15 protein-coding genes are annotated in these 23,041 nt (G+C 41.7%); 12 read left to right on the forward strand and 3 right to left on the reverse strand.

Annotation, left to right across the window (positions count from 1 at the left end; all coding sequences use genetic code 11):
* The first annotated feature begins 24 nt into the window (after positions 1–24).
* The 5 genes from alaC to HKX39_RS05980 all read left to right on the forward strand — a co-directional run bounded on the left by alaC (position 25) and on the right by HKX39_RS05980 (position 8,619).
* Positions 25–1,212, forward strand: coding sequence for an alanine transaminase (gene alaC, locus HKX39_RS05960; RefSeq protein ID WP_171680411.1), 1,188 nt, complete (start codon positions 25–27; stop codon positions 1,210–1,212).
* Positions 1,209–2,519, forward strand: coding sequence for a homoserine dehydrogenase (locus HKX39_RS05965; protein ID WP_171680412.1), 1,311 nt, complete (start codon positions 1,209–1,211; stop codon positions 2,517–2,519). Before alaC ends, HKX39_RS05965 begins: the two co-directional genes overlap by 4 nt.
* Positions 2,516–3,919: a threonine synthase gene (gene thrC / locus HKX39_RS05970; RefSeq protein ID WP_171680413.1), complete on the forward strand. Its 1,404-nt coding sequence runs from the start codon at positions 2,516–2,518 to the stop codon at positions 3,917–3,919. Before HKX39_RS05965 ends, thrC begins: the two co-directional genes overlap by 4 nt.
* 167 nt (positions 3,920–4,086) lie before the next feature.
* Complete coding sequence (locus HKX39_RS05975) at positions 4,087–7,290, forward strand: YadA-like family protein (RefSeq protein ID WP_171680414.1); 3,204 nt, start codon at positions 4,087–4,089, stop codon at positions 7,288–7,290.
* A gap of 105 nt (positions 7,291–7,395) precedes the next feature.
* Entirely contained in the window at positions 7,396–8,619 is a 1,224-nt protein-coding gene (locus HKX39_RS05980) for an NnrS family protein (RefSeq protein ID WP_171680415.1), read from the forward strand.
* Between the two features lie 39 nt (positions 8,620–8,658).
* Here HKX39_RS05980 and HKX39_RS05985 read toward each other — a convergent pair whose 3' ends face one another.
* Complete coding sequence (locus HKX39_RS05985; RefSeq protein WP_171680416.1) at positions 8,659–9,516, reverse strand: squalene/phytoene synthase family protein; 858 nt, start codon at positions 9,514–9,516, stop codon at positions 8,659–8,661.
* Positions 9,517–9,791: 275 nt separating this feature from the next.
* Between HKX39_RS05985 and HKX39_RS05990 the strand changes: the two genes are divergently transcribed.
* From HKX39_RS05990 to HKX39_RS06005, 4 genes are all read left to right on the forward strand, one after another.
* The gene (locus HKX39_RS05990; RefSeq protein WP_171680417.1) at positions 9,792–11,078 is read left to right on the forward strand and encodes a dicarboxylate/amino acid:cation symporter; all 1,287 of its coding nucleotides are present in this window, start codon (positions 9,792–9,794) and stop codon (positions 11,076–11,078) included.
* A gap of 285 nt (positions 11,079–11,363) precedes the next feature.
* Positions 11,364–12,251: a LysR family transcriptional regulator gene (locus tag HKX39_RS05995; protein ID WP_171680418.1), complete on the forward strand. Its 888-nt coding sequence runs from the start codon at positions 11,364–11,366 to the stop codon at positions 12,249–12,251.
* A gap of 199 nt (positions 12,252–12,450) precedes the next feature.
* Positions 12,451–16,749 carry an autotransporter outer membrane beta-barrel domain-containing protein gene (locus HKX39_RS06000; protein WP_171680419.1) on the forward strand — a complete coding sequence of 1,433 codons (4,299 nt, stop codon included), beginning with the start codon at positions 12,451–12,453 and terminating at the stop codon, positions 16,747–16,749.
* A 17-nt stretch (positions 16,750–16,766) separates the two neighbouring features.
* Positions 16,767–17,918 carry a porin gene (locus HKX39_RS06005; RefSeq protein WP_171680420.1) on the forward strand — a complete coding sequence of 384 codons (1,152 nt, stop codon included), beginning with the start codon at positions 16,767–16,769 and terminating at the stop codon, positions 17,916–17,918.
* A 67-nt stretch (positions 17,919–17,985) separates the two neighbouring features.
* Here HKX39_RS06005 and HKX39_RS06010 read toward each other — a convergent pair whose 3' ends face one another.
* Positions 17,986–18,648, reverse strand: a complete 663-nt coding sequence (locus HKX39_RS06010) for an NAD(P)-dependent oxidoreductase (protein WP_171680421.1) — start codon at positions 18,646–18,648, stop codon at positions 17,986–17,988.
* 170 nt (positions 18,649–18,818) lie between these two features.
* On the opposite strand from HKX39_RS06010, the gene HKX39_RS06015 reads away from it, so the two are divergent.
* The gene (locus tag HKX39_RS06015; RefSeq protein WP_171680422.1) at positions 18,819–19,709 is read left to right on the forward strand and encodes a LysR family transcriptional regulator; all 891 of its coding nucleotides are present in this window, start codon (positions 18,819–18,821) and stop codon (positions 19,707–19,709) included.
* Positions 19,710–19,730: 21 nt separating this feature from the next.
* On the opposite strand, the gene cuyB is transcribed toward HKX39_RS06015, so the two are convergent.
* Positions 19,731–20,423, reverse strand: coding sequence for a cysteate racemase (cuyB, locus tag HKX39_RS06020; protein WP_171680423.1), 693 nt, complete (start codon positions 20,421–20,423; stop codon positions 19,731–19,733).
* Between the two features lie 118 nt (positions 20,424–20,541).
* Between cuyB and alr the strand changes: the two genes are divergently transcribed.
* Both alr and radA read left to right on the forward strand, forming a co-directional pair.
* Entirely contained in the window at positions 20,542–21,675 is a 1,134-nt protein-coding gene (gene alr / locus HKX39_RS06025) for an alanine racemase (RefSeq protein WP_171680424.1), read from the forward strand.
* Positions 21,675–23,033 carry a DNA repair protein RadA gene (gene radA, locus HKX39_RS06030; RefSeq protein ID WP_171680425.1) on the forward strand — a complete coding sequence of 453 codons (1,359 nt, stop codon included), beginning with the start codon at positions 21,675–21,677 and terminating at the stop codon, positions 23,031–23,033. The genes alr and radA overlap by 1 nt, the downstream gene beginning before the upstream one ends.
* The last annotated feature ends 8 nt before the right edge of the window (positions 23,034–23,041 follow it).

Here is a 23,041-nt window from a genome sequence, read left to right on the forward strand (position 1 = left end):
CTTTTATTTTTAAGGTTATCTATCATGAGACACTTTCCACGCATTGAACGTTTGCCTCCCTATGTATTTAACATTACTGGCGAGCTAAAAATGGCCGCGCGCCGTCGTGGAGAAGATATTATTGATATGTCGATGGGTAATCCTGACGGTGCTACACCAGAGCATATTGTGAAAAAAATGGTGGAAGCTACACTTCGACCAGATACCCATGGTTACTCTGTATCAAAAGGGATTCCTCGTTTACGTAAAGCGATTACGGATTGGTACTTACGTCGTTATGACGTGGCGTTTGATCCAGATTCAGAGGCGATTGTCACTATCGGTTCAAAAGAGGGCTTAGCCCACTTGATGTTAGCGACGCTAGATGAGGGAGATACCGTATTAGTACCCAATCCGAGTTATCCAATTCATATCTATGGTGCGGTGATTGCAGGTGCGAATGTGCGCTCAATTCCCATGGGACCTGGAATTGATTTCTTTGCTGAGATTGAGAGTGCTATTCATAATACGTTCCCCAAGCCTAAGATGTTGATTATTGGATTCCCAAGTAATCCAACTGCACAATGTGTGGAATTAGAGTTTTTTGAGCGAATAGTTAAATTAGCTAAGCAAGAAAATATCATTGTTGTGCATGACTTAGCATATGCGGATATTTGCTTTGATGGCTATGTTGCACCTTCTATTATGCAAGTACCTGGCGCCAAGGATGTGGCCGTTGAGTTTTTTACGATGAGTAAGAGCTACAATATGGCAGGTTGGCGTGTTGGTTTTATGGTCGGTAATGCAGAAATTGTATCCGCATTAGCGCGCATTAAAAGCTATCATGACTACGGTACGTTCACACCGATTCAAGTGGCATCGATTGCTGCTTTGGACGGTCCGCAAGATTGTGTGACGGAAGTGGTTCAAGAATATCAAAAACGTCGTGATGTTTTAGTAAAAGGTCTACATGAGGCCGGTTGGATGGTCGATATTCCTAAGGCCTCTATGTATATTTGGGCAAAAATTCCAGAGCAATATGCTCACCTTAAATCTTTAGAGTTCTCTAAGAAATTATTAGCTCAAGCTAAGGTTGCCGTATCACCGGGTGTGGGGTTTGGTGAGTATGGCGATGATTATGTACGTTTTGCTTTAATTGAAAATGAGCAACGCATCAAGCAAGCGGTACGTGGTATTAAAGATATGTTTAAAAAGGATGGCTATTTAAAATGAGTCAATTAAATCCAATTAAAGTTGGTTTATTAGGTTTCGGTGTCGTGGGTAGTGGTACTTGGAATGTATTAACACGCAATGCCGAAGAAATCGCTCGTCGTGCAGGCCGTCAAATTGAGATTGTACGTATTGCTACACGTACGACCTCTAAAGCAACAGCGGTGGTTGGTAATGCTGTGCCTGTGAGCGATGATATGCTGTCGGTGGTTAATGACCCCAATGTTGAGGTGGTTGTTGAACTGATTGGTGGTACAACATTAGCAAAAGAACTCGTCCTTAAAGCCATTGAAAATGGTAAGCATGTGGTGACCGCCAATAAGGCTTTATTAGCCGTGCATGGTAATGAAATTTTTAAGGCGGCTAGTGAGCGTCAAGTCACCGTGGCTTTTGAAGCGGCAGTAGCTGGTGGTATTCCGATTATTAAAGCGATGCGAGAGGGTTTAACAGCCAATCGTATTCAATGGTTAGCGGGTATTATTAATGGTACAACTAACTTTATTCTGACAGAGATGCGTGAAAAAGGACTCTCTTTTGCTGAGGTGTTGAAAAAAGCGCAACAGTTAGGTTATGCGGAAGCCGATCCGACATTTGATGTCGAGGGCGTAGACGCTGCGCATAAATTGACCTTGTTAGCATCGATTGCCTTTGGTATTCCAGTTCAGTTTGACAAGGTGTATGTTGAGGGTATTAGCCGTCTTGCACCTGAAGATGTGGTGGCAGCGGGTCGCTTAGGCTATCGTATTAAGTTATTAGGTTTGGCGATTCGCCGAGATAGTGGTATCGAGTTGCGTGTCCATCCTTGCTTAGTACCCAATAGCAAGTTAATTGCAAGTGTTGAGGGACCGATGAATGCTGTCGTTGTTAAGGGCGATGCGGTCGGTGAGACTTTATACTATGGCGCAGGTGCGGGCTCTGAGCCAACAGCCTCTGCGGTGGTGGCAGATTTAGTGGATGTGACACGCCTACTTACTGCCGATCCAGAACACCGTGTACCACCCTTAGCCTTCCAAGCTAATGCCTTAGCAGATTATCCAATTCTCCCAATTGAAGAAGTGACCTCTTCGTATTATTTACGTCTACATGTCGAGGATCGTCCTGGGGTAATGGCAGAGATTGCCACCATTTTAGCCAAGGGTAATATCTCTATTAATTCGATGATTCAAGACCCAGAGACAAATGGTGCTTCGATTATTTTCTTAATTCATCAAGCTCGTGAAGGCAATGTGCTTGAAGCTATTAAGCAAATTGAGCGTTTGTCGTTTGTTCAATCTAAAGTGACTATGATTCGTTTGGAAGAATTATCATGAAATATGTATCAACGCGTGGTGGTGTAGAGGCAGTAGAGTTTTCATCTGTGCTACTAGAAGGTTTGGCGCGTGATGGTGGTTTAGCGATGCCAGCGCAAATGCCTAAGGTCAATAGTGAGACCTTAGAGTCGTGGCGTAAACTGAGTTATGCTGAATTAGCGACTGAGGTATTAAGCCTATTTATCACGGATATTCCTAAAGCGGACTTAGCGACATTATGTGCGCGCAGTTATAATACGCAAGCCTTTAACTCGCCGGATATCGTACCATTAAAAAAATTAGATGAGCAGATTCAGATTGTGGGTCTCTCAGAAGGTCCTACTCTAGCGTTTAAAGATATGGCCATGCAGTTCTTAGGCAATATCTTTGAATACGTATTGGCTAAACAAGGTCGTACTTTAAATATTCTCGGCGCCACTTCGGGTGATACGGGATCTGCTGCCGAATATGCATTACGAGGTAAAAAAGGTGTTAAGGTGTTTATGCTGTCGCCTTTTGGTCGTATGAGTGAGTTCCAACGTGCTCAGATGTATTCTTTGCAAGATGATAATATCTTTAATTTATCGGTTAAAGGTGTTTTTGATGAGTGCCAAGACATTGTTAAAGCACTAGGTAATGATTTAGCGTTTAAAGAGCAATATCACCTAGGGGCAGTGAATTCGATTAACTTTGCTCGTATCTCGGCACAAGTCGTGTATTACTTCTGGGCATGGTTGCGTGCGACTCAATCATCAGGCGAAACAGTCTCGTTTACCGTACCGTCGGGTAATTTTGGTAATGTTTTATCAGGGCATATTGCACGTCAGATGGGCTTGCCTATTCGTCGTCTTGTTGTGGCAACCAATGAAAATAATGTATTAGAAGAGTTTTTTAATACGGGTATCTATCGTCCTCGTTCGCCAGAGCAAACCTATGCTACATCAAGTCCTTCGATGGATATTTCTAAAGCATCGAATTTTGAGCGTTTTATCTATCATTTTGTTGGAGAAGATGGGACACAAGTCAAAGCGCTATGGCAAGAATTGGCAGATAAAGGGCAGTTTGATTTAAGTGCACGTAAAGCCGAGTTTGAAAGTCAGTTTGGTTTTGTCGCAGGTGTGAGTACGCATGAGGATCGTTTGTCCACGATTAAAGCGGAGTTTGAGCGTAATGGTTATTTACTTGACCCACATACAGCAGACGGTGTCAAAGTAGCACGTGAATTTGTGGAAGAGGGTATACCGATGTTAGTCTTAGAAACTGCCTTACCCGCAAAATTCACAGAGACTATTCAAGAAGCCATTGGTCAGCCAGCCCCTGTGCCTGAGCATTTAAAAGGTCTAAAAGACTTACCACAACGTGTTGAAATCATGGATTGTGATGTCGAAAAAGTCCGTGCGTATATGATTAAGCATATTTAAGCGATATATCAAACCCCGTAAGATAGGGGGTGGTGGTATTACCTATTGAAATTCGTTGAAACATTTCTTAGAATATAACGTTAAGTTATTTAAACAACTGGAAAAGAAATATGATGTCGTATGTACCCCCCCCCCCCCCTAAAAATAAACTTCGCTATGGAGGTTTAATGATGTTTAAACCCCATATTCTTGCACTATATCTCGGAATTTCGCCAGTCGCCTTGGCAACATTACCCGAGGGAATTACCGCAGGGATTCAAAATATCGCCTTAGGTGAGGGAAGTTTTGCGAGTGGTACTTCCTCTCAAGCGGTGGGTCAGGGGGCTGTGGCGACTGGGGGCAATATTACCCCAGAAGCCTTTGCTCAAGCGTATGCGCAGTATACAGATTTAATCGCGCAGATTAACAACTTACGCCAAGAGATAGCTGGGGTAGAGCGTCAGCAAGGAATTAAGCAACTCGAAGAGCAGGATATTCAGCAACAATTAACCCAACTAGAAACTCTTATTGCCGCAGCACAGCTCAAACTAGATAAGCAAGCAGAGATTGCCTTACAAAAACAAGGGAAAGAGACATTACGTCAACAAATGCAGGGTGAGCTTGATACGCTACAACAGACCTTTAATACTAATAGCTTTAATGTGCCCGGCAATAAAAAGACGGTTTATGATAATTTTATTTCCGTATTAAATGCATTGGATTGGGAAAAACTCAAGCAAGCGGGCGGGCGTGATGCTCTTGTTCAAGATTTAAAAACAGGGATTGAGCGAGACTTCGGATCCAGTGTTAATTTTCCTATTGAGAAATATAATCAATTGATTGATGGTTATATCAATATACAAGGCAATCGTACTTTTTTAGAAGAGCCTTTTAAGCGACGTCTAGTCGGTGATTTTCGCGTAGCTGATATTTTAGTGAGGGATAGTTTCCTCAAAACAGAAGAATTTAGCAGTTTTGGTGGTTATGCCTCTGTGGGCTTTAATGATGTGGCACTTTTAAAACTTGGTGCTCAAGTTGATGAACGTGATGCCTCTGCAAATGAGATGCTGTTACGGGTACTGGATCCTCGCGAACGACCGTCTAATGCACCCGTATATTCTGCAGAAGATTGGGCTGGTTCATATAGTGACTGGTATGATACGGTTCATACAGGATGGTATAACACCAATGTGATTCCTGTTGAAATGGGGAATCAGCTTGTACGATCGGCATTGCAACGAAGTCTACGTTTGTTATCGTCAGATTCTACGAGTAAGGTAGCTAAATTATTGAAACAGTATCAGGCTCCTACCGATGACGATGTATTGTATAGACAAAATCGAGCTCCTTTGAGTGTACTCGTCGCTCCTGTATTAACGCGACGGCTTACTCTTGAAGAAGGCAATGCTTTATATGAGTATGATGGTCTCAAGCAATCGTTTGGTAAAGAATTAACACAATTCGAGTTTCAGCAACTTGAAAAATGGCATCAAGGACAACGGACATTATTGTCATTGATTGACTATAACTCTGATGATTGGCTCTTTGATAAAGAAGAGCATCGCCAATTTGTAGAGGATAAGGTCAAACCTTTTCTCACAAAAGTTGAGCAATTTACCCGTACCATGCGCCGTTTAGAGGACACTTCTCTCACGCCTGAAGAGCGTGATGCGATTTCCGCTGAGGTGATTGAACTACGAAAGCAGTTAGCTGTCGCTTATCAGGACAAGCAAAATCACCTATCAGGGTTTAGACCCACGAAGTGGACAGATGATGCCTTAAATAATTTAATGGTGGAGTCACGAAATTTAATGCTAGCTTATCAAGATGAGGCATTACGGACATTACTGCCGTATTCTCAGAGTGATATTTTTGTTAAAGAATTAGGACTTGCAGTTAATAAGCAATTACAAGCCTTAGCAGATAAGCAAACAGCGATTACTCAAGTCGATAGCCAAATCGCGGCTTTGCAAGCCGAGTGGGACAGCTATCGTCTGACGCTAGACGAACAAGAGGCATCCACTCAAAAAGTTGAATGGGAGAGACGTCTTGCCGATAAGCAACAAGAGCTTCAAGCCTTGGCAGACCAATTAAAAACTCAGCGCGATACCTTATTAGGTTTAAATACCCAAGTGGATAACTCTCCTTTAGGTGGTCAAGGACAAAATGCCATCGCTCAAGGGACCGATGCCTTTGCTTCTGGTGTGGATAGTATGGCGATTGGCACTAAGGCACTCGCCATCGGCGATAAGAGTATCGCTCAGGGGGCGGAGGCTGTGGCTAAAGGGGAGCATAGTATTGCCCTAGGCACACAAGCACAAGCCCTTAAGGCACGGGCGATTGCGATAGGACATCAAGCCATTGCTAATGCAGAAGGGGCAGTCGCGATGGGCGATCGTGCTGGCGTGGGTGAAAAAGGTATCAATGCCATTGCCATCGGAACCGAGAGCCTCGTCGATGCGGAGAATGCCGTCGGCATTGGTACTAAGGTGGTTGTTACTGGTGTAAATGCTGTTGGTATTGGGGCAGAGAGTATTGTGTCGGGTGAGAAGGCGGTGAGCGTCGGTTCGAACAATACGGTGACAGGCGATAATGCCGTGAGTATCGGCAGTGGTAACCAAGTGCTGCATGATAAGGCAATTGCCATCGGCGCAAATATCACCGAAACTGCCGCCAACTCCGTCAATCTCGGACATGAGTCAGTCGCCGTCGTCACGCCTAATGAGCAAACAGCGGGTATGGCAAGCTATGCTTATTCTCCTTTGCTCAGTGAGGTCTATCAATTTGCCGCCAGCCAGCCGGCAGGGGTGGTGACGATTGGGGCAAAAGGCAGTGAGCGTCGTTTACAAAATGTTGCCGCTGGCTTGATTGCACCGACCAGTACCGATGCTATTAATGGTAGCCAACTCTATGGGGTAATCCGTGCGGTCGATGAGGGGCAGATTGGTTTAGTCCGTCAGAATCGTCAGACTGGTGAGATTGGTATTGCGACTCATTTATCGGGCAATGTCGTCAATCTTAGTAACAGTCAAGGCATGGCGCGTCAACTCAGTGGAGTCGCTGATGGAGTGGCACCGACCGATGCCGTGAATATGCGTCAGTTTAACCGTGAGGTAGGGCGCTTGGATGGGCGAGTCAATAAGGTCGAGCGTGATGTCAAATCCATCAAAGGCTCGGTCGCCAATGCGGTTGCCATGGCAAGTATGTCTCAAGCGCATATCCCAGGTAGCCATCATCTCTCGGTAGGTACAGGGCATTCTTTGGGCGCGACTGCTTTGGCGATAGGTTACAGTCGTCTTAGTGATAATGGCAAGATGTCTTATCGTTTAAATGGCAGTGCCTCGACAAATAATAGCTATGCCGTAGGCGCTAGTCTTGGTTTTTCATGGTAGTTGTTGTAGTACCTATTTAGAAAAAAGGGATATTCATCTGATTTCCATAAAAGAGCGTAGAATATTAATAGACTAAATTAGTCAGATATTTTATGAGGATATAGTATGGGTTTGATACAGATTGATATCCCTTCACCCAGCGAGCATAAGCGCTCTACTTTTGATGTGATATTCGCACTAGGTTTTCGACCGATTTATTTGATGAGCGCCATTTGGGCAGCGATTGCCATTGCCTTATGGATTTATATGCCCCAGCTTCTAGTCGGTAAGATGACGAGTGTATGGTGGCATGCGCATGAGATGCTATGGGGATTTATTGCCACGGTTGCGGTAGGTTTTCTATTGACAGCGAGTGCGACATGGACAGGCAAGAATCCTTTAAAGTCAACGCCATTAGCGTTGCTTTGCTTATTATGGCTGATTGCCCGCATTGGTTATCTGATACCTGGTAATATCAGTTTCACAGTTGCTGCCCTTGCCGATGTGAGCTTCTTTATTTATGCGGCGATAGCTTTGGCACGCGTACTCTATAAAGCAAAGAGTAAGCAAAACTATCCTTTGGTGGTCGCATTGTTGGGTCTTGCGGCGAGTAATGCTATGTATCTGAGCTGTATTGCTTTAGATAAAGTCGATTATTTACGCACAGGGTTTCAGATTGGTTTACTCGTGATGGCATTTATTGCCTTATTAATTGGTCGTCGTGTGATACCTTTTTTTACACAGCGCGGTGCAGGCTTAGACATCCCACGTAGCGAACAGTCGGGCAAATATCAGCTATGGTTAAGTGGATTAGCGGTGGTGAGTTTAGTCTTAGGATTATCAAGTCTTACCGCCATTTTATTATTTGCTTTGGGCGGTATTACACTCTATCAATTATATACATGGCAACCATGGGGCGTCCGTAAAGTCCCTTTGCTTTGGGTGCTTCATATTTCCTACTTTTTTTTAGGTTTAGGGTTACTAATCGCAGGGGTATATTTTTTACCTGTGACTGTTAATGTATTACCACCAGCGACGTTTGTTCATACCATTGGCATGGGTGGCTTTGCCGTGATGATTATTGGCATGATGACGAGAACGGCATTAGGACATACGGGGCGTCCTTTAAAGGCAAGTCAGCTCATGGTAGTCGCCTATGTTTTAGTGATTGTGGCGACGGTATTACGTTTAGCAGCATTATTTGTGCCGAGTATCCTACCAGCGGCTAGCCAAGCCATCGTACCTTTATGGCACAGTTCAGCCGCTTGTTGGATTGTGGCTTTCCTTGCGTATGCCTATCAATATGCGCCGTACTTAACGTCACCTCGTGCGGATGGACGTCCTGGTTAATTAACACAGGTACCGCATTGGCTACGGTCTGGTGCAGTATTAACCCAATAGCCAGACTTTAGCCGCTGTGAAGAGTTTGCTGAGTGGTGATAGACTGATACCTTTATCCAGTACTCGCCACTGATCTTTTTCGATGGCTTTAAGTAGCTTTAACGAGAGCTTTGCCCTAATAATACAAGGGCGTAGCTCTTTTTTGCTGGCTTTGTTTAGGTTAGCATAAAGCGCAAAGGCTTCAGTAAAAAGTTCATGAGCACGATGGCCTTGTGCTTGCATAAATGCTTTAAATTCGTCTGAATACTTACCATTTAAAATATCTGCAGCTTTTAACTGATGCTCACGTAAAAAATCCATTGGAATATAAATGCGACCTTGAGCAGCGTCTTCGCCGAGTTTGCGTAGTAAATTCGCAAATTGAACCGCAATGCCCATCTGTTGAGCAAAACGAATATTGGTTTCAGTAGTATCACTAAGCACTTGTGTAATCAAACAAGCAAATGCACCTGACTGCATTGTGCAGAAATTCTTTAAACTTGTCCAATCAAGATAACGATTGTGGCTAAGATCCATCTCAACAGATTCAATAATGTAGAGGAAATACTGTTGACTAAGTCCATAGGTCTTAACCGCCTCCATGAGTGCTTGGCTGATAGGGTGTTCGGCTTTACCATGAAAGAGTTTATCGATTTCTTCTTTCCACCACGCTAATTTAATACGAGCCACAGAACTATCACTTGTGATGTAGAGAATATCGGTGACTTCATGCAAAAAAGCATAGAGATTTTCAATCACCAGCCGTTTGTCTTCGGAAACAAAAAGATAGGAGTAGTAGGCACTTGAACCGTGCTTATATGACTTTTCTTGGCGGTATTGAGAAGAAGGAGTGTGCGTATTGCTCATGTAGAATTTGAACTGAATCCGATAAAAGAAATCACATTATACAAATAAGCGTGACGCTACATTATAAAACCCATAGTGATTTTGAGAGATAGCGATGGTTGGTCGTATTTTCGTAAAAAGCATGATGTTTGATGATATTGGTGCTTGTTAGAAGTACAGTTTTTGACATATTTTGTAATAGTATTTGAGATAAACTTATGACGATAGATTTCGTTTTATAATCCTTGCCTTACTCTATATGTGTTTAGAGTTTTTTTATTAATGAGGAATGACGTATGTCTGCGCTTAAAAGCCTTTTTTCCTGCTATTTTAAGATTAACCTATTACTTAAAATTTTAGTAGGTCTGATTCTTGGTGCCATTGCTGGGATGATTTTCCAAAATAATGGAGAGATGATTGCCTTTCTGACACCATTTGGTGATTTATTTATTCGTTTATTAAAAATGATTATGGTGCCAGTCATTGCCTGCACGCTAATCGTAGGTGCGAGTACAATTGCACCGTCTCATCTGGGACGTATTGGTGGTAAGCTAGTGCTGTTTTATATGATTACTTCAATATTTGCGATTATTATTGGTTTGGCGGTGGGTACAGTTATCCAACCAGGGACTGGATTGGAATTGGCTGCGGTAGAGGGTAAGGCTCGTGTGGCTGAGTCGCCGACCTTAATGAGTATTTTGCTCAATATTGTGCCAACTAATCCGATGAGTTCATTATCAGAGGGATCCGTTTTACAGATTATTTTCTTCTGCTTGTTATTTGGTATTGCACTTGCCTTTGGTCGTGATAGTGCAGACGAAAATGTACGCAAAGCATCGGACACGGTGTATCACTTTATTGAGGGTGTGAGCCAAGCCATGTTTAAAATTGTTGGCTGGGTGATGCAATATGCGCCATTTGGTGTGTTTGCCTTAATTTTTATCGTGTTTTCAAAGAACGGAGCAACAGCTTTTGGACCTTTAGCAGCCGTAACAGCTAGTGTATATATCGGTTTGGTGTTGCAAGTGGTATTGGTGTACTTCGGTGTTTGCTTAATTATGCGTTTAAGCCCATTAAAGTTTTTATCAAAAGTGCGTAACCCTATGGTCACGGCATTTGTAACGCGTTCATCTGGTGCAACATTACCTGTATCTATCGATGCGGCAGAAAAAATGGGTGTACCAAAATCAGTCTACGGTTTTGGCTTACCCGTAGGGGCAACCATTAATATGGACGGTACAACGATTTATCTAGGCGTATGCGCAATCTTTATTGCTAATGCAGTAGGTATGCCTTTAGATAGCTCGCAACAATTGACGATTGTATTGACAGCGGTATTAGCATCAATCGGTACCGCGGGTGTACCAGGTGCGGGGGCGATTATGTTGCTGATGGTTTTAGAATCAGTGGGACTGAAAGTCGAAGCAGGTAGTGCAGTTGCTGTGGCTTACGGTATGATTTTAGGTATTGACGCTTTATTAGATATGGGACGTACATCAATGAACGTAGTCGGTGATATGTCTGGTGTCGTTGCTGTAGCCAAAAGCGAAAAATCCCTTGACATGGATAAGTGGAATAGCTAGGACCAGAAACAGCCCTCTGCGGGCTGTTTCGCGCCTAGCTATTCTGAGGAGCTCTGCGACGAAGTGGAGGCTAGGACAGCCTAGCTATTCTGAGGAGCTCTGCGACGAAGTGGAGGCTAGGACAGCCTAGCTATTCTGAGGAGCTCTGCGACGAAGTGGGCTGGGGCAGAGAAGTCCGTCATTTTTTGACGGACTTTTTTATGTTTATTCATTATTATATTTGTTGCAAAATAAAGAATAATAGGTTAAATTAAAAATTAAAGTTTCAATAATAGAACAAATAATATGCCTAAAAATTTCCATAAAATTGATTTAAATGATATGCGCTTGTTTGTATCGGTCGTTCAAGCCGGGAGTTTAACGAGAGCATCCGAATTATTAGATGTTCCTAAGTCACATTTGAGTCGTCATCTGACAGAACTTGAAAATAGTTTAGGCACTACCTTAATGGATAGGGGGCGTAGAGGAATCGTATTAAATGAATTGGGGCGGCGATTTTTACATAATGCACAAGAGATGTTACGACTTGCTCAAATGGCGATTGATGATATTCAGACCAATTTACAAAAACCGAATGGTTTATTACGGATGTCGGTTTCTACAGAGGTAGGCAGAGGGTTTTTAATGCATCATTTGCCAGCTTATTTTAAGCGTTATCCTGATGTTAATGTGGAGGTTCAGATTGATAACCGTAAGGTGAATATGATTCAAGACGGTATTGATATTGCTTTACGAGTCGGCTCAATTAATAACGATAATGTGGTGGCACGTAAATTATTTGATTTGGAGTTAGGTGTTTTTGCTTCACCCGGTTATTTAGCGCAATATGGTATTCCTCAAACACCGCATGAATTGTATGGACATCAATTACTCTATAAGTATGACGGCCCTGAGTGGGCATTTCAAAAAGAGCAACATCGAGTCGTGATTGATGGACAGCACAAGCTTAGAACCAATGATTTTAATCTAATTGCTCAGATGGTATCGGAGGGGTTAGGTATTGCTGTACTACCCTGTTTTGATAATATGATTAAAGAGGATTGGATAAAAATTTTGCCTGAATGGACCTTGGAAACCGTCCCTGTTTATGTGGTTTATTATAAAAATCGAGGGGCAACTTCTGTAGTTCGGAGCATGGTTGATTTCCTATTAGATATTCCTCAAAAAACTTAAAATGTCATTGAATGATTGATTACTTTTTCCTTCTTTATTAGACCTCGGTGCTTCCGAGGTCTTTTTTTGCTTGGTATAGAGTTTTTTCTATAAATTAGCACTATTTAATACAAATAGAAATGATAATTATTTTTATTTACAATTTTGATAAAAAAATATACAATTCGGGTATTAAAAATAAGGGAATGGTCTGTTTACTATGGTTGTACACGAAAAAATACTTTTAGAGATGATGGTGCTAAGTGCTTTGTTTACGTTGGGGATGATGCCTGCTAATGCGTATCAACAAGGAGAGGGGGTGATAGCAACAATTGAAAAGGGTGAGTCTGTTACTAAACAAGAGAATGTGACGGCGGAATCACTAGGCTCAGTAGTTAGTGGAAGTTTAAATAGGGCTGGTAATCCAGTTCGCATTATTTGGTATGGTAATGAAAATGATGCAGACGGTAAGGTCCCACAGACTGGCCTATTAAATGATGGTTTTATTCAGGGTAAGGTGCGGGCAGTAGGACAAAATACAACTGAGAAAGAAGAGTATGCTGGCAGTGTTGTTATTGAAGGACAAGGGAATGCTGTAGATGCTTTGGGTTGGACGGCCCACACTAATCCCAATGATGTTGTTTATGCTTTAGAACAGCTCACTAATACTCGTCTTGTACAAGGTGAGGCAGAACTTATTGGAGGGCAGGCCAAGTTATATGGTAATGTTAAAAGCTTTGCATCTGGAAATGGTGTTTCAGTTGTTGGTGCAGTAGATTTTGGGAAAGGATATAGTGGCGTTGATGGCATGAGTGGTGCTACGAATTCAGCAAGTTCACCAACAGGCCTTATTTATAGGGAACAGCGAGGAGTAGAGGAGAGTGACAGTCAAATTGAATTCTTAGCTAATCCTAAAAATGTAGATGTTAGCGTTACCTCCGTTGATAACCAAGGAAAAATTTCAGGTAAAGTCATTGCACAAGGGGCAACAAGTCCAGATGGGCAAAATAGAGATACAGAAGAAACGCCGCTATATGCGGTAAAAACGGCAAGTTCAGCTAATGCGATATCGGTGAGTAGTTATGCATTTACACCATCGAATCCAGGTTGGACTGGTCCTGACTCATCGACATATAAAAACTATGCAAGTTTGAATAAGGTGAATAATACGGGTTTGTTAAGTGCAGAGGCTCAGTTATCAGGAGGTATTCATGCTAAAGATACCTATACTGTTGCTAAAGCGGTTGCAAATGGTATTTCTGTAGCGGCACTTTCTAATAATGAAGTGGTCAGTAGCACTGGTGGGTCGACAGGTTATGCAGCACATAAAACACAAGCCTTATTATCCGAAGGTGTTAATAATCAAGGAAGAATTAAATCAACACTACATCAAACCTCAGGTGATAATTCTTTAGTAAAAATTGGTGCTTACTCTATCGCAGAGGCGATAGCTAGTGGTAGTGCAGTTAGTGTATATGCAGAGAGTACTTCTTCTAAAACAAAAGAGAATAAGGCTATCATTGGTACTATTCAGAATAATGGTGAAATGACAGCAAAAGCGGTTGTCTACGCAGGTAATGGTGCCGGTGATTTAAGTGTCAAAGTAAAAGGCGTGGGTAATGGTGTCTCAGCTTATTCTAGCGCTTATTTATCAAAAGGTAACGCATCGATTGACAATATCACTAATACAGGAGTTATTTCTGGATTCGTTGAGACTAAGCCAGGGGTTTCTGCTTTAGGTACGAATAAGGATATTCCTGTAGAAGCGGTGAAAATTGCTGTCGCCAATAGTGCCAATAAGGGCAATTATCCTAAACATTTGCCAATGACACCAAATAATTCAACAGAAAGCTCAGCAATTACCAGAAGTTATCGTGCCGACAATGAAGTTTTTGCGAGTGGTAATGGTATTTCTGCATTTACAGGGGAAAGCTCGCGAAATAACGAGGGTGCGACCTTAGGTAATATTGATAATACTGGTGTGATTAGTGGTTTTGCCAATATGTACCATGGTTTTAAATCAGGGGGGAGCTACTCAAGTAAGGGTTATCAACCAGTAAGATTTACAGCGGTAGGCAGCGGTATTGTGGTAGATAATAAAATCACTAACGATATTATTAATGCAGGTATTATCTCTGGAAATCATGCTGCACTGATGGCTAAAGGGGATGCCGGTTTTTCTCGTAACTCTCCAAATTATGCTAAAACGTCTTATGAGGGTAAGTTAGAAAATTATGGTTTAATGGCTGGAGCTATGATTGAAGGACATTACCATTATAACGAGGACTATAGCATGATGTCAGATACGATGGGACAGCCCTATCGTTATTATGAATCAGATCAGCAGGTATTAAAAAATGCAGGAACTTTAGTCTATCTGAAGAAGGGGCTTTCAGGGACTCAACGCTCAACAGTGAGAGATGAGGATGCCGGCAAAATTGAACGTATCGTTGTCGGTGATGCAAGCGCCTATACAGCCAAAGATGGTCAGGTTTATTCTGTTATTAATGCAGAGGTAAATGCAGCGGGAACTGATAGTACTCATCGATTAGCACAGCAAGATTTAAGCAATACTATTGTTAATGGTGTTGGTTTAGAAGATGGTGCTTTATTAGTTGAGCAGGATGCTTCATTAGCAAATATTATCGTAAATGGCTTTAAAACAGCACTTAAACTTGCTTCTGATGTTACTGTTAATATTCAAAAAAGTACATTTAATAGTAATGGTTTTTTAGTAAATTTAGACCAAAAGCCTTTAGCTATCAGTGGTGATAATGGTGCGAATCAGTTGGTGTTGTCTCAAAGCACTGTTGTTAATGGAGATATTCATTTAAATGAGGGCGATGATATTTTAACGGTGGGTGATGCTAGCGTTAAGATGAATGGGTCTGAGTTAAATTTCGGTACAGGCAATAATACTTTACTTCTAGGGCAGCAAGCAACCGCAAGTAATGATTCAATAAAAATAGATTATCGTTTAATTAATGCGACAAATATCGATGTCAATCAACGTTCACGATTAACTGCTGATGCTCGTGTTCAAGGAACAGATGCGATAGCATTGAATGAAGAGCTTGTTTATGAGGTTAATGGTGACAAGGATCATGCTCTTTATAGCGATACTCGTCAAGATAATGTATTGTTGACAGGGAATGGTTTATTCACCTTAGACATTTCTAAAGACTTATATGGAGATCCAGCCGAGAGAGTAGTGGACTTTGGGGGCTTTGATTTAGCAGCAGAGGATACTGTTCGATATGCAACGAGCAACGTTTTACAAAAGGTGCGATTAGAAAATGGTGACCTTGTTATTAGTGTAAAAGAAGCTCAACTTCCACCAACAGAGGTAACGCCACCAACAGAAGTGACACCGCCAACAGAGGTGACTCCTCCAACAGAGGTGACTCCACCAACGGAAGTGACTCCTCCAACAGAGGTAACGCCGCCAACAAACGTTGCTAATACTCTGTTCGTAACACCGTACGTTGATGCTTACAATAGTTTTGTGGATTCTTGGAAACAAGGCAATGCTAATTTCTTAGCTAATTCAGCCTCTACAAAAGATAAAACAGAAGCACAAGCAAGTCGTGCAGTAAATGACTACTTAGGTAAAGTAGTGAATGAAACGATTTATGGTGCATTACCAAGTATGGCAACAAATACCTTGCAATCTTTTAATCAGGCATCTGTAGGGACGTATGCAAAACGTTTAAATGCAGGAGAATTAGATGTCTATGCTTCAGTAAGTGGTGGACTTTATCGTTATCAAGACATCGTGATGAGTGGGCATAATACGCAGGGTCTCATTGGGATGAATTATGGTGTATCTAATCGCCTGAGTTTAGGTGGTAGTGTCGGTGTTAGTCATCATAAATTAGATGGTTATCAAGGAAGTTATCTCAAAGGGAATACAGGTCTTGTCAATGTTTATGCAATATTAGGATGGGATAAATTTACCTGGCGCAGCGGTGTAGCTTATGGAAAAATGAATCTAAAAGGTATGCGTTACATTAGCAATGGTTATGATAGTCATTCTTTCAAGGTGAAATTAAAGCCTACAGTAGCTAGCATATTTACAGAGCTGAAATATGCATTGCCTATTAGTGATTCATTAAGTGTTGAGCCAAAATTGGGATTGTCTTATAACATGGTGAAAATTGATCGCATGCAAGAACAAGGAGCAGGCGCTCTAACGCTAAATAACAGAAACTATAAAACACTCGATATTGCGGTTGGTAGCGATATTGTGCTAAACAAAGTCTTGATGCCAGGAGGAACATTAAGCTCTAAGCTGTCCGTGGATTATGTACATACAACAGGGGCACATAAACTTTCAGCAAGTTTTGCAGGAGGTAATGATTTCACTATTAATACGTTGAATAATCGTAATGCCGTAAGAGTTGGTTTAGGTCTTGAATATGAACAAAAAGGATTTTTTGTTCGAGCAGGAGTAGCGAATAATTTCCAAAAATCAGGAAAAGCTTTAACAGCTCAACTTGGTTTGGGAATTAGATTTTAACCGTAATGAGGAAGAAAATGAAAAAAAGCATTTTATTTGTAGCATTAACATCCGCTTTAGCAACATCAGCACACGCTGAAAGCTCGGTTCGTTTGTATGGGTTAGTGGATACAGCCTATGGATTTCAGCAGGTGAAGGTAACAGAAACCTTGGCGAATGGAACATTGTCTTCTAGCGTGAAGTCTAGAACATTGGGTATGGACAATGGATTTGCTGGTGGTAGTTATTGGGGTTTAGAGGGTGAAGAGGATTTAGGAAATGGTACTCGTGCACTCTTTGCTTTAGAAAGTGGTTTTAATTCAAGCAATGGTTCTGCAGAAGAAGCTGGTGTTTTATTTAATGGCCATGCTTATTTAGGTTTAAGTAATGACAATTGGGGAAGCCTCACTATTGGTCATCAAGGTAATGTTGCTGATGAGTTTATGTCAGATGTTGATCCTTTTGGCACTGATTTTGGTCAAGCGGGTGCGGGTAGTGTCTTTGGTGATTCTTTAGGTGCTACATATAGTCGCTCAATTAAATATATGAGTCCTGATATGGAGGGCTTTCAGTTTGGTACCGCTATTATTTACAATAAAACAAAACAGACACTCAACGGAGCTAGCACGAGAGAAGACAATACTGGTGTGAGTTTTGGTTTGAAATATGGTACGGATAAAGCTTTCTTTGGACTTGTGTATGATACATTGAAATCAACGGGCTCTGTACGTTCACATTCTTGGGCGATTGGTGGTAGTTATGATTTCGATGTAGCAAAAGTTTATGGTGCTTTTGGTCAACAACGTGATGGGATGTTTGGTGATCTTTTCCCTTTAGCTAAGGAACAAGAAAATAATGGTGTAGTAGAGGCTACACCTTGGAATGGTAAGGGTTACCGTCAAAATGCTTGGTTGGCTGGTTTAAGTGCACCAGTGGGTGATAATGGTACTGTGATGTTCTCTTATCAAGGTATTAGTGCGAAGAACAAAGTAGCTAGTGAGCCTGTGAAAAGTAAAGCACATATCTTTAGTGTAGGCTATAGCCACGATCTATCAAAACGTACAGCGGTATATGGCTTTGCTTCTTATGGTAAAGCTAAAAATCGTTTATATACCTCGACAGGTGCTTTAGATTACACAGAAAAAGTGAAATCAACACAGGTTGCTATTGGCTTAAGACATTACTTCTAGTATTGTTTTATTTATTTCCGTAAGAAGAGTGACCCATCTTGTCTTGAGATGGGTCATTTTTATTCATCTAGCTGTTGCTTGCAACGGTAAAACGTTTAAATAAATGTGCCTGTTGTTCAACATCATCAGCAATTGCAATGGCTAAGTCAGCAACGCTGATACCAGCAGGAATCTCACCATTCATCAGTAAATCCTCAGTACCTAGACGATAAGAACCTGTACGCTCTTCACTAAATCCAGCAGTTACGCCTAAAAGAGCTGGAGGAGAAACAAAGGCCCAGTTCACATCTCGGCGATCACGCAAATCATTAAGTAGATGGCGAGCAGCATTAGCACCATCAAAAATCTCTTTTGGAAAGTCTGGCGTATCAATCAGTTGTACATTAGGTGCAACATATAAGCTCCCAGCACCACCTACCACTAATAAATAAGGTACATTTGCTGCTTTAGCGGCTTCTACAATTGCGTTAGCACCACGAGTAAAGTCAGTACCAATATTAGGATTTGTCCAGCCTGGATTAAAAGCACTAACAACGGCATCAAACCCTTCTAATGCTTGTGCAAAATCAGTAGAAGTTACATCAGCAGCAACAGCTTTAATATTTGCATGTTGAGCTACTTTATTAGTATTACGTGCAAAAGCGGTAACTTGATGACCACGATTGGCTAATTCATTTACAACGGCTTGACCTACATAACCTGTTGCACCGATAACTGCGATTTTTTTCATGTTGAATTCCTTTGTGTAAAAGCGATATTTGAATCAATAATTAGCATTATATAGAAATAAAAAATATGAAAAATAGCTTTTTTTGAATATAATTATTTCTTAATATGAAATAAAATGGTGTGATAAATAAATCCTAGTCATTTCATTTATAAGGCGAAATTGCATAGAAGATGGACAAACTAACAGCGATTAAAGTTTTTCTTTCTGTGGCAGAAAGTGGCAGTTTTACTAAAACATCCGAGCAAATGGATATTTCTAAGCCGATGATTACACGTTATGTGGCTTTGATGGAGGAGTGGTTAAATGCGCGTCTTTTTCAGCGAACCACACGTAAGGTAGCACTGACAGAGGCAGGTGAACAGGCGCTTATGTTTTGCCAAAAAATCATGCAGTCGACCATAGAAATGGAGCAAGAAATGTTGGCAAGACAGGGGGAATTACGTGGTTTAATAAGAATTAGCAGCAATGGTTCTTTTGGTGCAACGCATTTAACGCAGGCGATTAATACATTTCTCGTACAGCATCCTAAGGTGAGTGTCCAGTTAGATTTAAGCGATCGATTGGTGGATTTAGTTGCAGAGCGGATGGATTTAGTGGTGCGGATTACTAACCATCCTGACCCTAGTCTTATTGCGCGTAAGCTTGCTGATTGTCATTCAACATTGGTGGCTACGCCTACCTATATCGCTCAATATGGTGAGCCTTTGCATCCTGAGGATTTACACCAACATCGCTATTTAACACATGCGAATATTAATCGACGTGAATGGCGATTTTGCAAAGGCAAAGAAGAAGTCTTATTGGAGTTGCATAGCCAATTCACCAGCAATGAAACAGGTGCTTTATTAAATAGCGTTTTGGCGAATAATGGTATCGCTATGTTGCCTAACTATATGGTAGAGGAGTTTGTTCGAGCAGGACAGCTAAAGGCGGTGATGAGTGATTGGCAATTGCCTGTTCATCAAATTTATGCCATGTATCCTTCTCGACATAAATTACCTTTAGTTGTCCGTAAACTCATTGATTTTTTAGTGGAGAGTTTTCAGGGTAAAGCGTGGTAAATAAAAGTGTCTATATAAGATTTATTTTTCAAAGTACCACTTAACGGCACGTTTTACTAGCACCAATGTTGCATCGATATAGCGACGAGGTTCAGCTTTTGCCTCTTGTGCTAATAGAATCGGCACTTCGGTACATCCTAGAATAATCGCTTGTGCCCCTTTTGCAAATAGTGCCTCTTTTTGAGCTTGCATCATTTTTTGTGCTGTCGCCAAATCACCAGCTTTGAGTGTATAAATACTCTCCATAACTTGCTGTTGTTCTGAACTGTCAGGCTCAATATAGGTGAGACCGCGTTTTTCGATTTCTTGCTTATATAAACCAGTGGCTAATGTGGCATTGGTGGCAAGAATACCGATGTTTTTTAAACCACTGTTTAACGCAGCATCAGCTGCCGTTTCAATCATGCTTAAAATGGGTACAGGACAAGTGGCTTGTAAGTCTTTATACCAATAATGGGCGGTATTGCAAGCAATGACGATACACTGTGCACCACCATTGACTAAACGCCCGACATAGTCTTGCATAGCCGGGAGAGGAGATTCTCCATTTTTTAATAGCGCTGTACTACGATCAGGAATATCTGGGATAGAGGAAATTAATAAAGGGATATGTTCTTGATCTTTTGTTGCAGGGGTAAGTTGAATAAATTTTTGGAACATATCTGCTGTTGCAGCAGGCCCCATGCCACCAAGAATACCGATAATTTTTTTCATAACATGCCTGAAATAAATACAAAATAAGCTCACTATTATACAACAAGCAAAATGTCTCAAAACTCGATATAAAGTCTTTATAATATGGGCAAAAGAGATTTAACTAGGAGAATTACGCATGCCTCGTCCCATTCAAGCCATTATTTCTACACAAGCAATGGCACATAATTTAGCACAGGTACGTACCCGTGTTGGAGAAATACAGGAACAAGCGAAGTCTTCTAATACAGTGAAAACACTTGCCATTATTAAGGCTAATGCCTATGGGCATGGTACGCTTAATGCATTAAAAGGCTTTGCGGAAGCGGATGGCTTAGGTATGATTGATTTAGAGGATGCTGTTCTATGTCGTCAGCAGAGGTGGCAAAAACCGATTATTTTATTGGAAGGTTTTTTTCATCAGGCTGATGTGGAGATTTTGCAGCAATATCGTATTACGACTGCAGTACATTCTTTCTATCAAATAGATTATCTTAAACAGGCGAAACTGGGGATGTCTCCTATTGATGTGATGGTGAAGTTTAATACGGGGATGAACCGTTTAGGTTTCTTGGCATCACAAGCACAAGAAGTATTATCTTTACTGAAGGCATTACAGACCAAAGGAATCGTCGGGCGTATTGGCTGTATGAGTCATTTTGCTAATGCAGACTTGGACAGTCGTTATGTGAATGAGGCAGCCGAACAGGTTATGCAGCTCAGTACGTCTTTTGATGGTCCTTTAAGTATGTGTAATTCGGCAGCTAGTATTCGTTATCCTCAATTTGGTATTCACGCTGCTGAAAACTGGTTGCGTCCGGGAATTTGCTTATATGGTTCGGTACCTTTTGATACTCAATTGGAAGGTTTTACTGATGTGACTTTTAAACCTACGATGACGTTAATGGCGGATATTATCGCGATACAAACATTACAAGTGGGTGATAGTGTGGGTTATGGTTCAACCTTTACGGCGGATAGACCCATGAAAATCGCCGTCGTGGCTTGTGGTTATGCCGATGGTTATCCTCGTAGTGCCGCAGAAAATACGCCTGTTACTGTGGATGGACAGCCTGCTCGCCTGGTTGGACGAGTATCGATGGATATGTTGACGATTGATATCACCCATTTACCTCATGCACATATTGGCTCTAAGGTAGTGTTGTGGGGTGAGCAAGGGCCAAGTATTGATGTGGTCGCTGATTATTCAAATCGTATTGGATATGAGTTAATGTGTGGTTTAACTAAGCGTGTTCCTGTGCAGGTGATTTAATGGCAAAAGCAAAAACGAGTTATGTCTGTCAAGAATGTGGCGGCACCAGTACAAAATGGCAGGGGAAATGTCCTCATTGCCATAGCTGGAATACGATGGTGGAATTTGTGGAAAAACCTGTGTCAAGCAGCAGTAATCGTTTCGCTCATTTGGCAGAGGCGGCTCCCGTTAAAGTGCTTGCCGAAGTAGTAGCCACAGAAACTCCACGGATTACGACAGGATTATCAGAGTTGGACCGTGTTTTGGGTGGGGGATTAGTTCCTGGTGGAGTGGTTCTGATTGGTGGCGATCCTGGTATTGGTAAGTCGACCTTATTAATACAAGCTTTATCCTATCTATCTGCACAGCATAATGTTTTATATGTGACAGGTGAGGAATCTGCAGAGCAAGTGGCATTGCGGGCACAACGCCTAGAGCTCAATACACAAAATGTCAAACTACTTGCTGAAATTCAATTGGAATCTATTCAGCAAGCTTTGCAACAAGAGCAGCCTAAAATTGCAGTGATTGATTCTATTCAGACTTTGTTCTCTGGTGAATTGACGGCTGCCCCAGGTTCAGTATCACAAGTGCGCGAATGTGCAGCTCAATTGACGAGAATAGCCAAACAAAATGGTATTTCTATCGTGATGATTGGTCATGTGACTAAAGATGGTACTTTAGCGGGACCACGTGTATTAGAACATATTGTGGATACGGTTTTGTATTTTGAGGGGGAGAGCGATTCTACGCATCGCCTTATCCGAGCCTTTAAAAATCGTTTTGGTGCCGTCAATGAGTTGGGCGTATTTGCCATGACAGATAAAGGTCTAAAAGGAATTAGTAATCCATCGGCTATCTTCCTCTCTCAGCATAATGATGAAGTGGCTGGTTCTTGTGTGATGGCGACTCAAGAGGGAACTCGCCCGCTTTTAGTGGAAATCCAAGCTTTAGTGGATAATGCTCATGTGCCTAATCCACGTCGCCTGAGTTTAGGGGTGGATGGGAGTCGTCTTGCGATGTTGTTGGCGGTATTAAATCGACATGTAGGTGTCGCGACATTTGATCAAGATGTCTTTGTCAATGCGGTAGGTGGCGTTCGTATCACCGAGACAGCGGCAGATTTACCGGTGTTACTTTCTATCCTATCCTCATTGCGTGATAAGCCTTTACCTAAAGGATTATTAGCGTTTGGGGAAGTAGGGTTAGCGGGTGAAATCCGTCCTGCTTCTAGAGGGCAGGAGCGCTTAAAAGAAGCGGCAAAGCTAGGCTTTAAAATTGCGATGATTCCTAAGCATAATATGCCAAAACAAAAAATAGAGGGGCTAACGATTTGGCCTGTATCGCGTCTAGATGATGTGATAGATTATTTACGCTAAGTAAGAGA

Source organism: Pelistega suis, from assembly GCF_013133795.1.
Classification (GTDB): Bacteria; Pseudomonadota; Gammaproteobacteria; order Burkholderiales; family Burkholderiaceae_B; genus Taylorella; species Taylorella suis.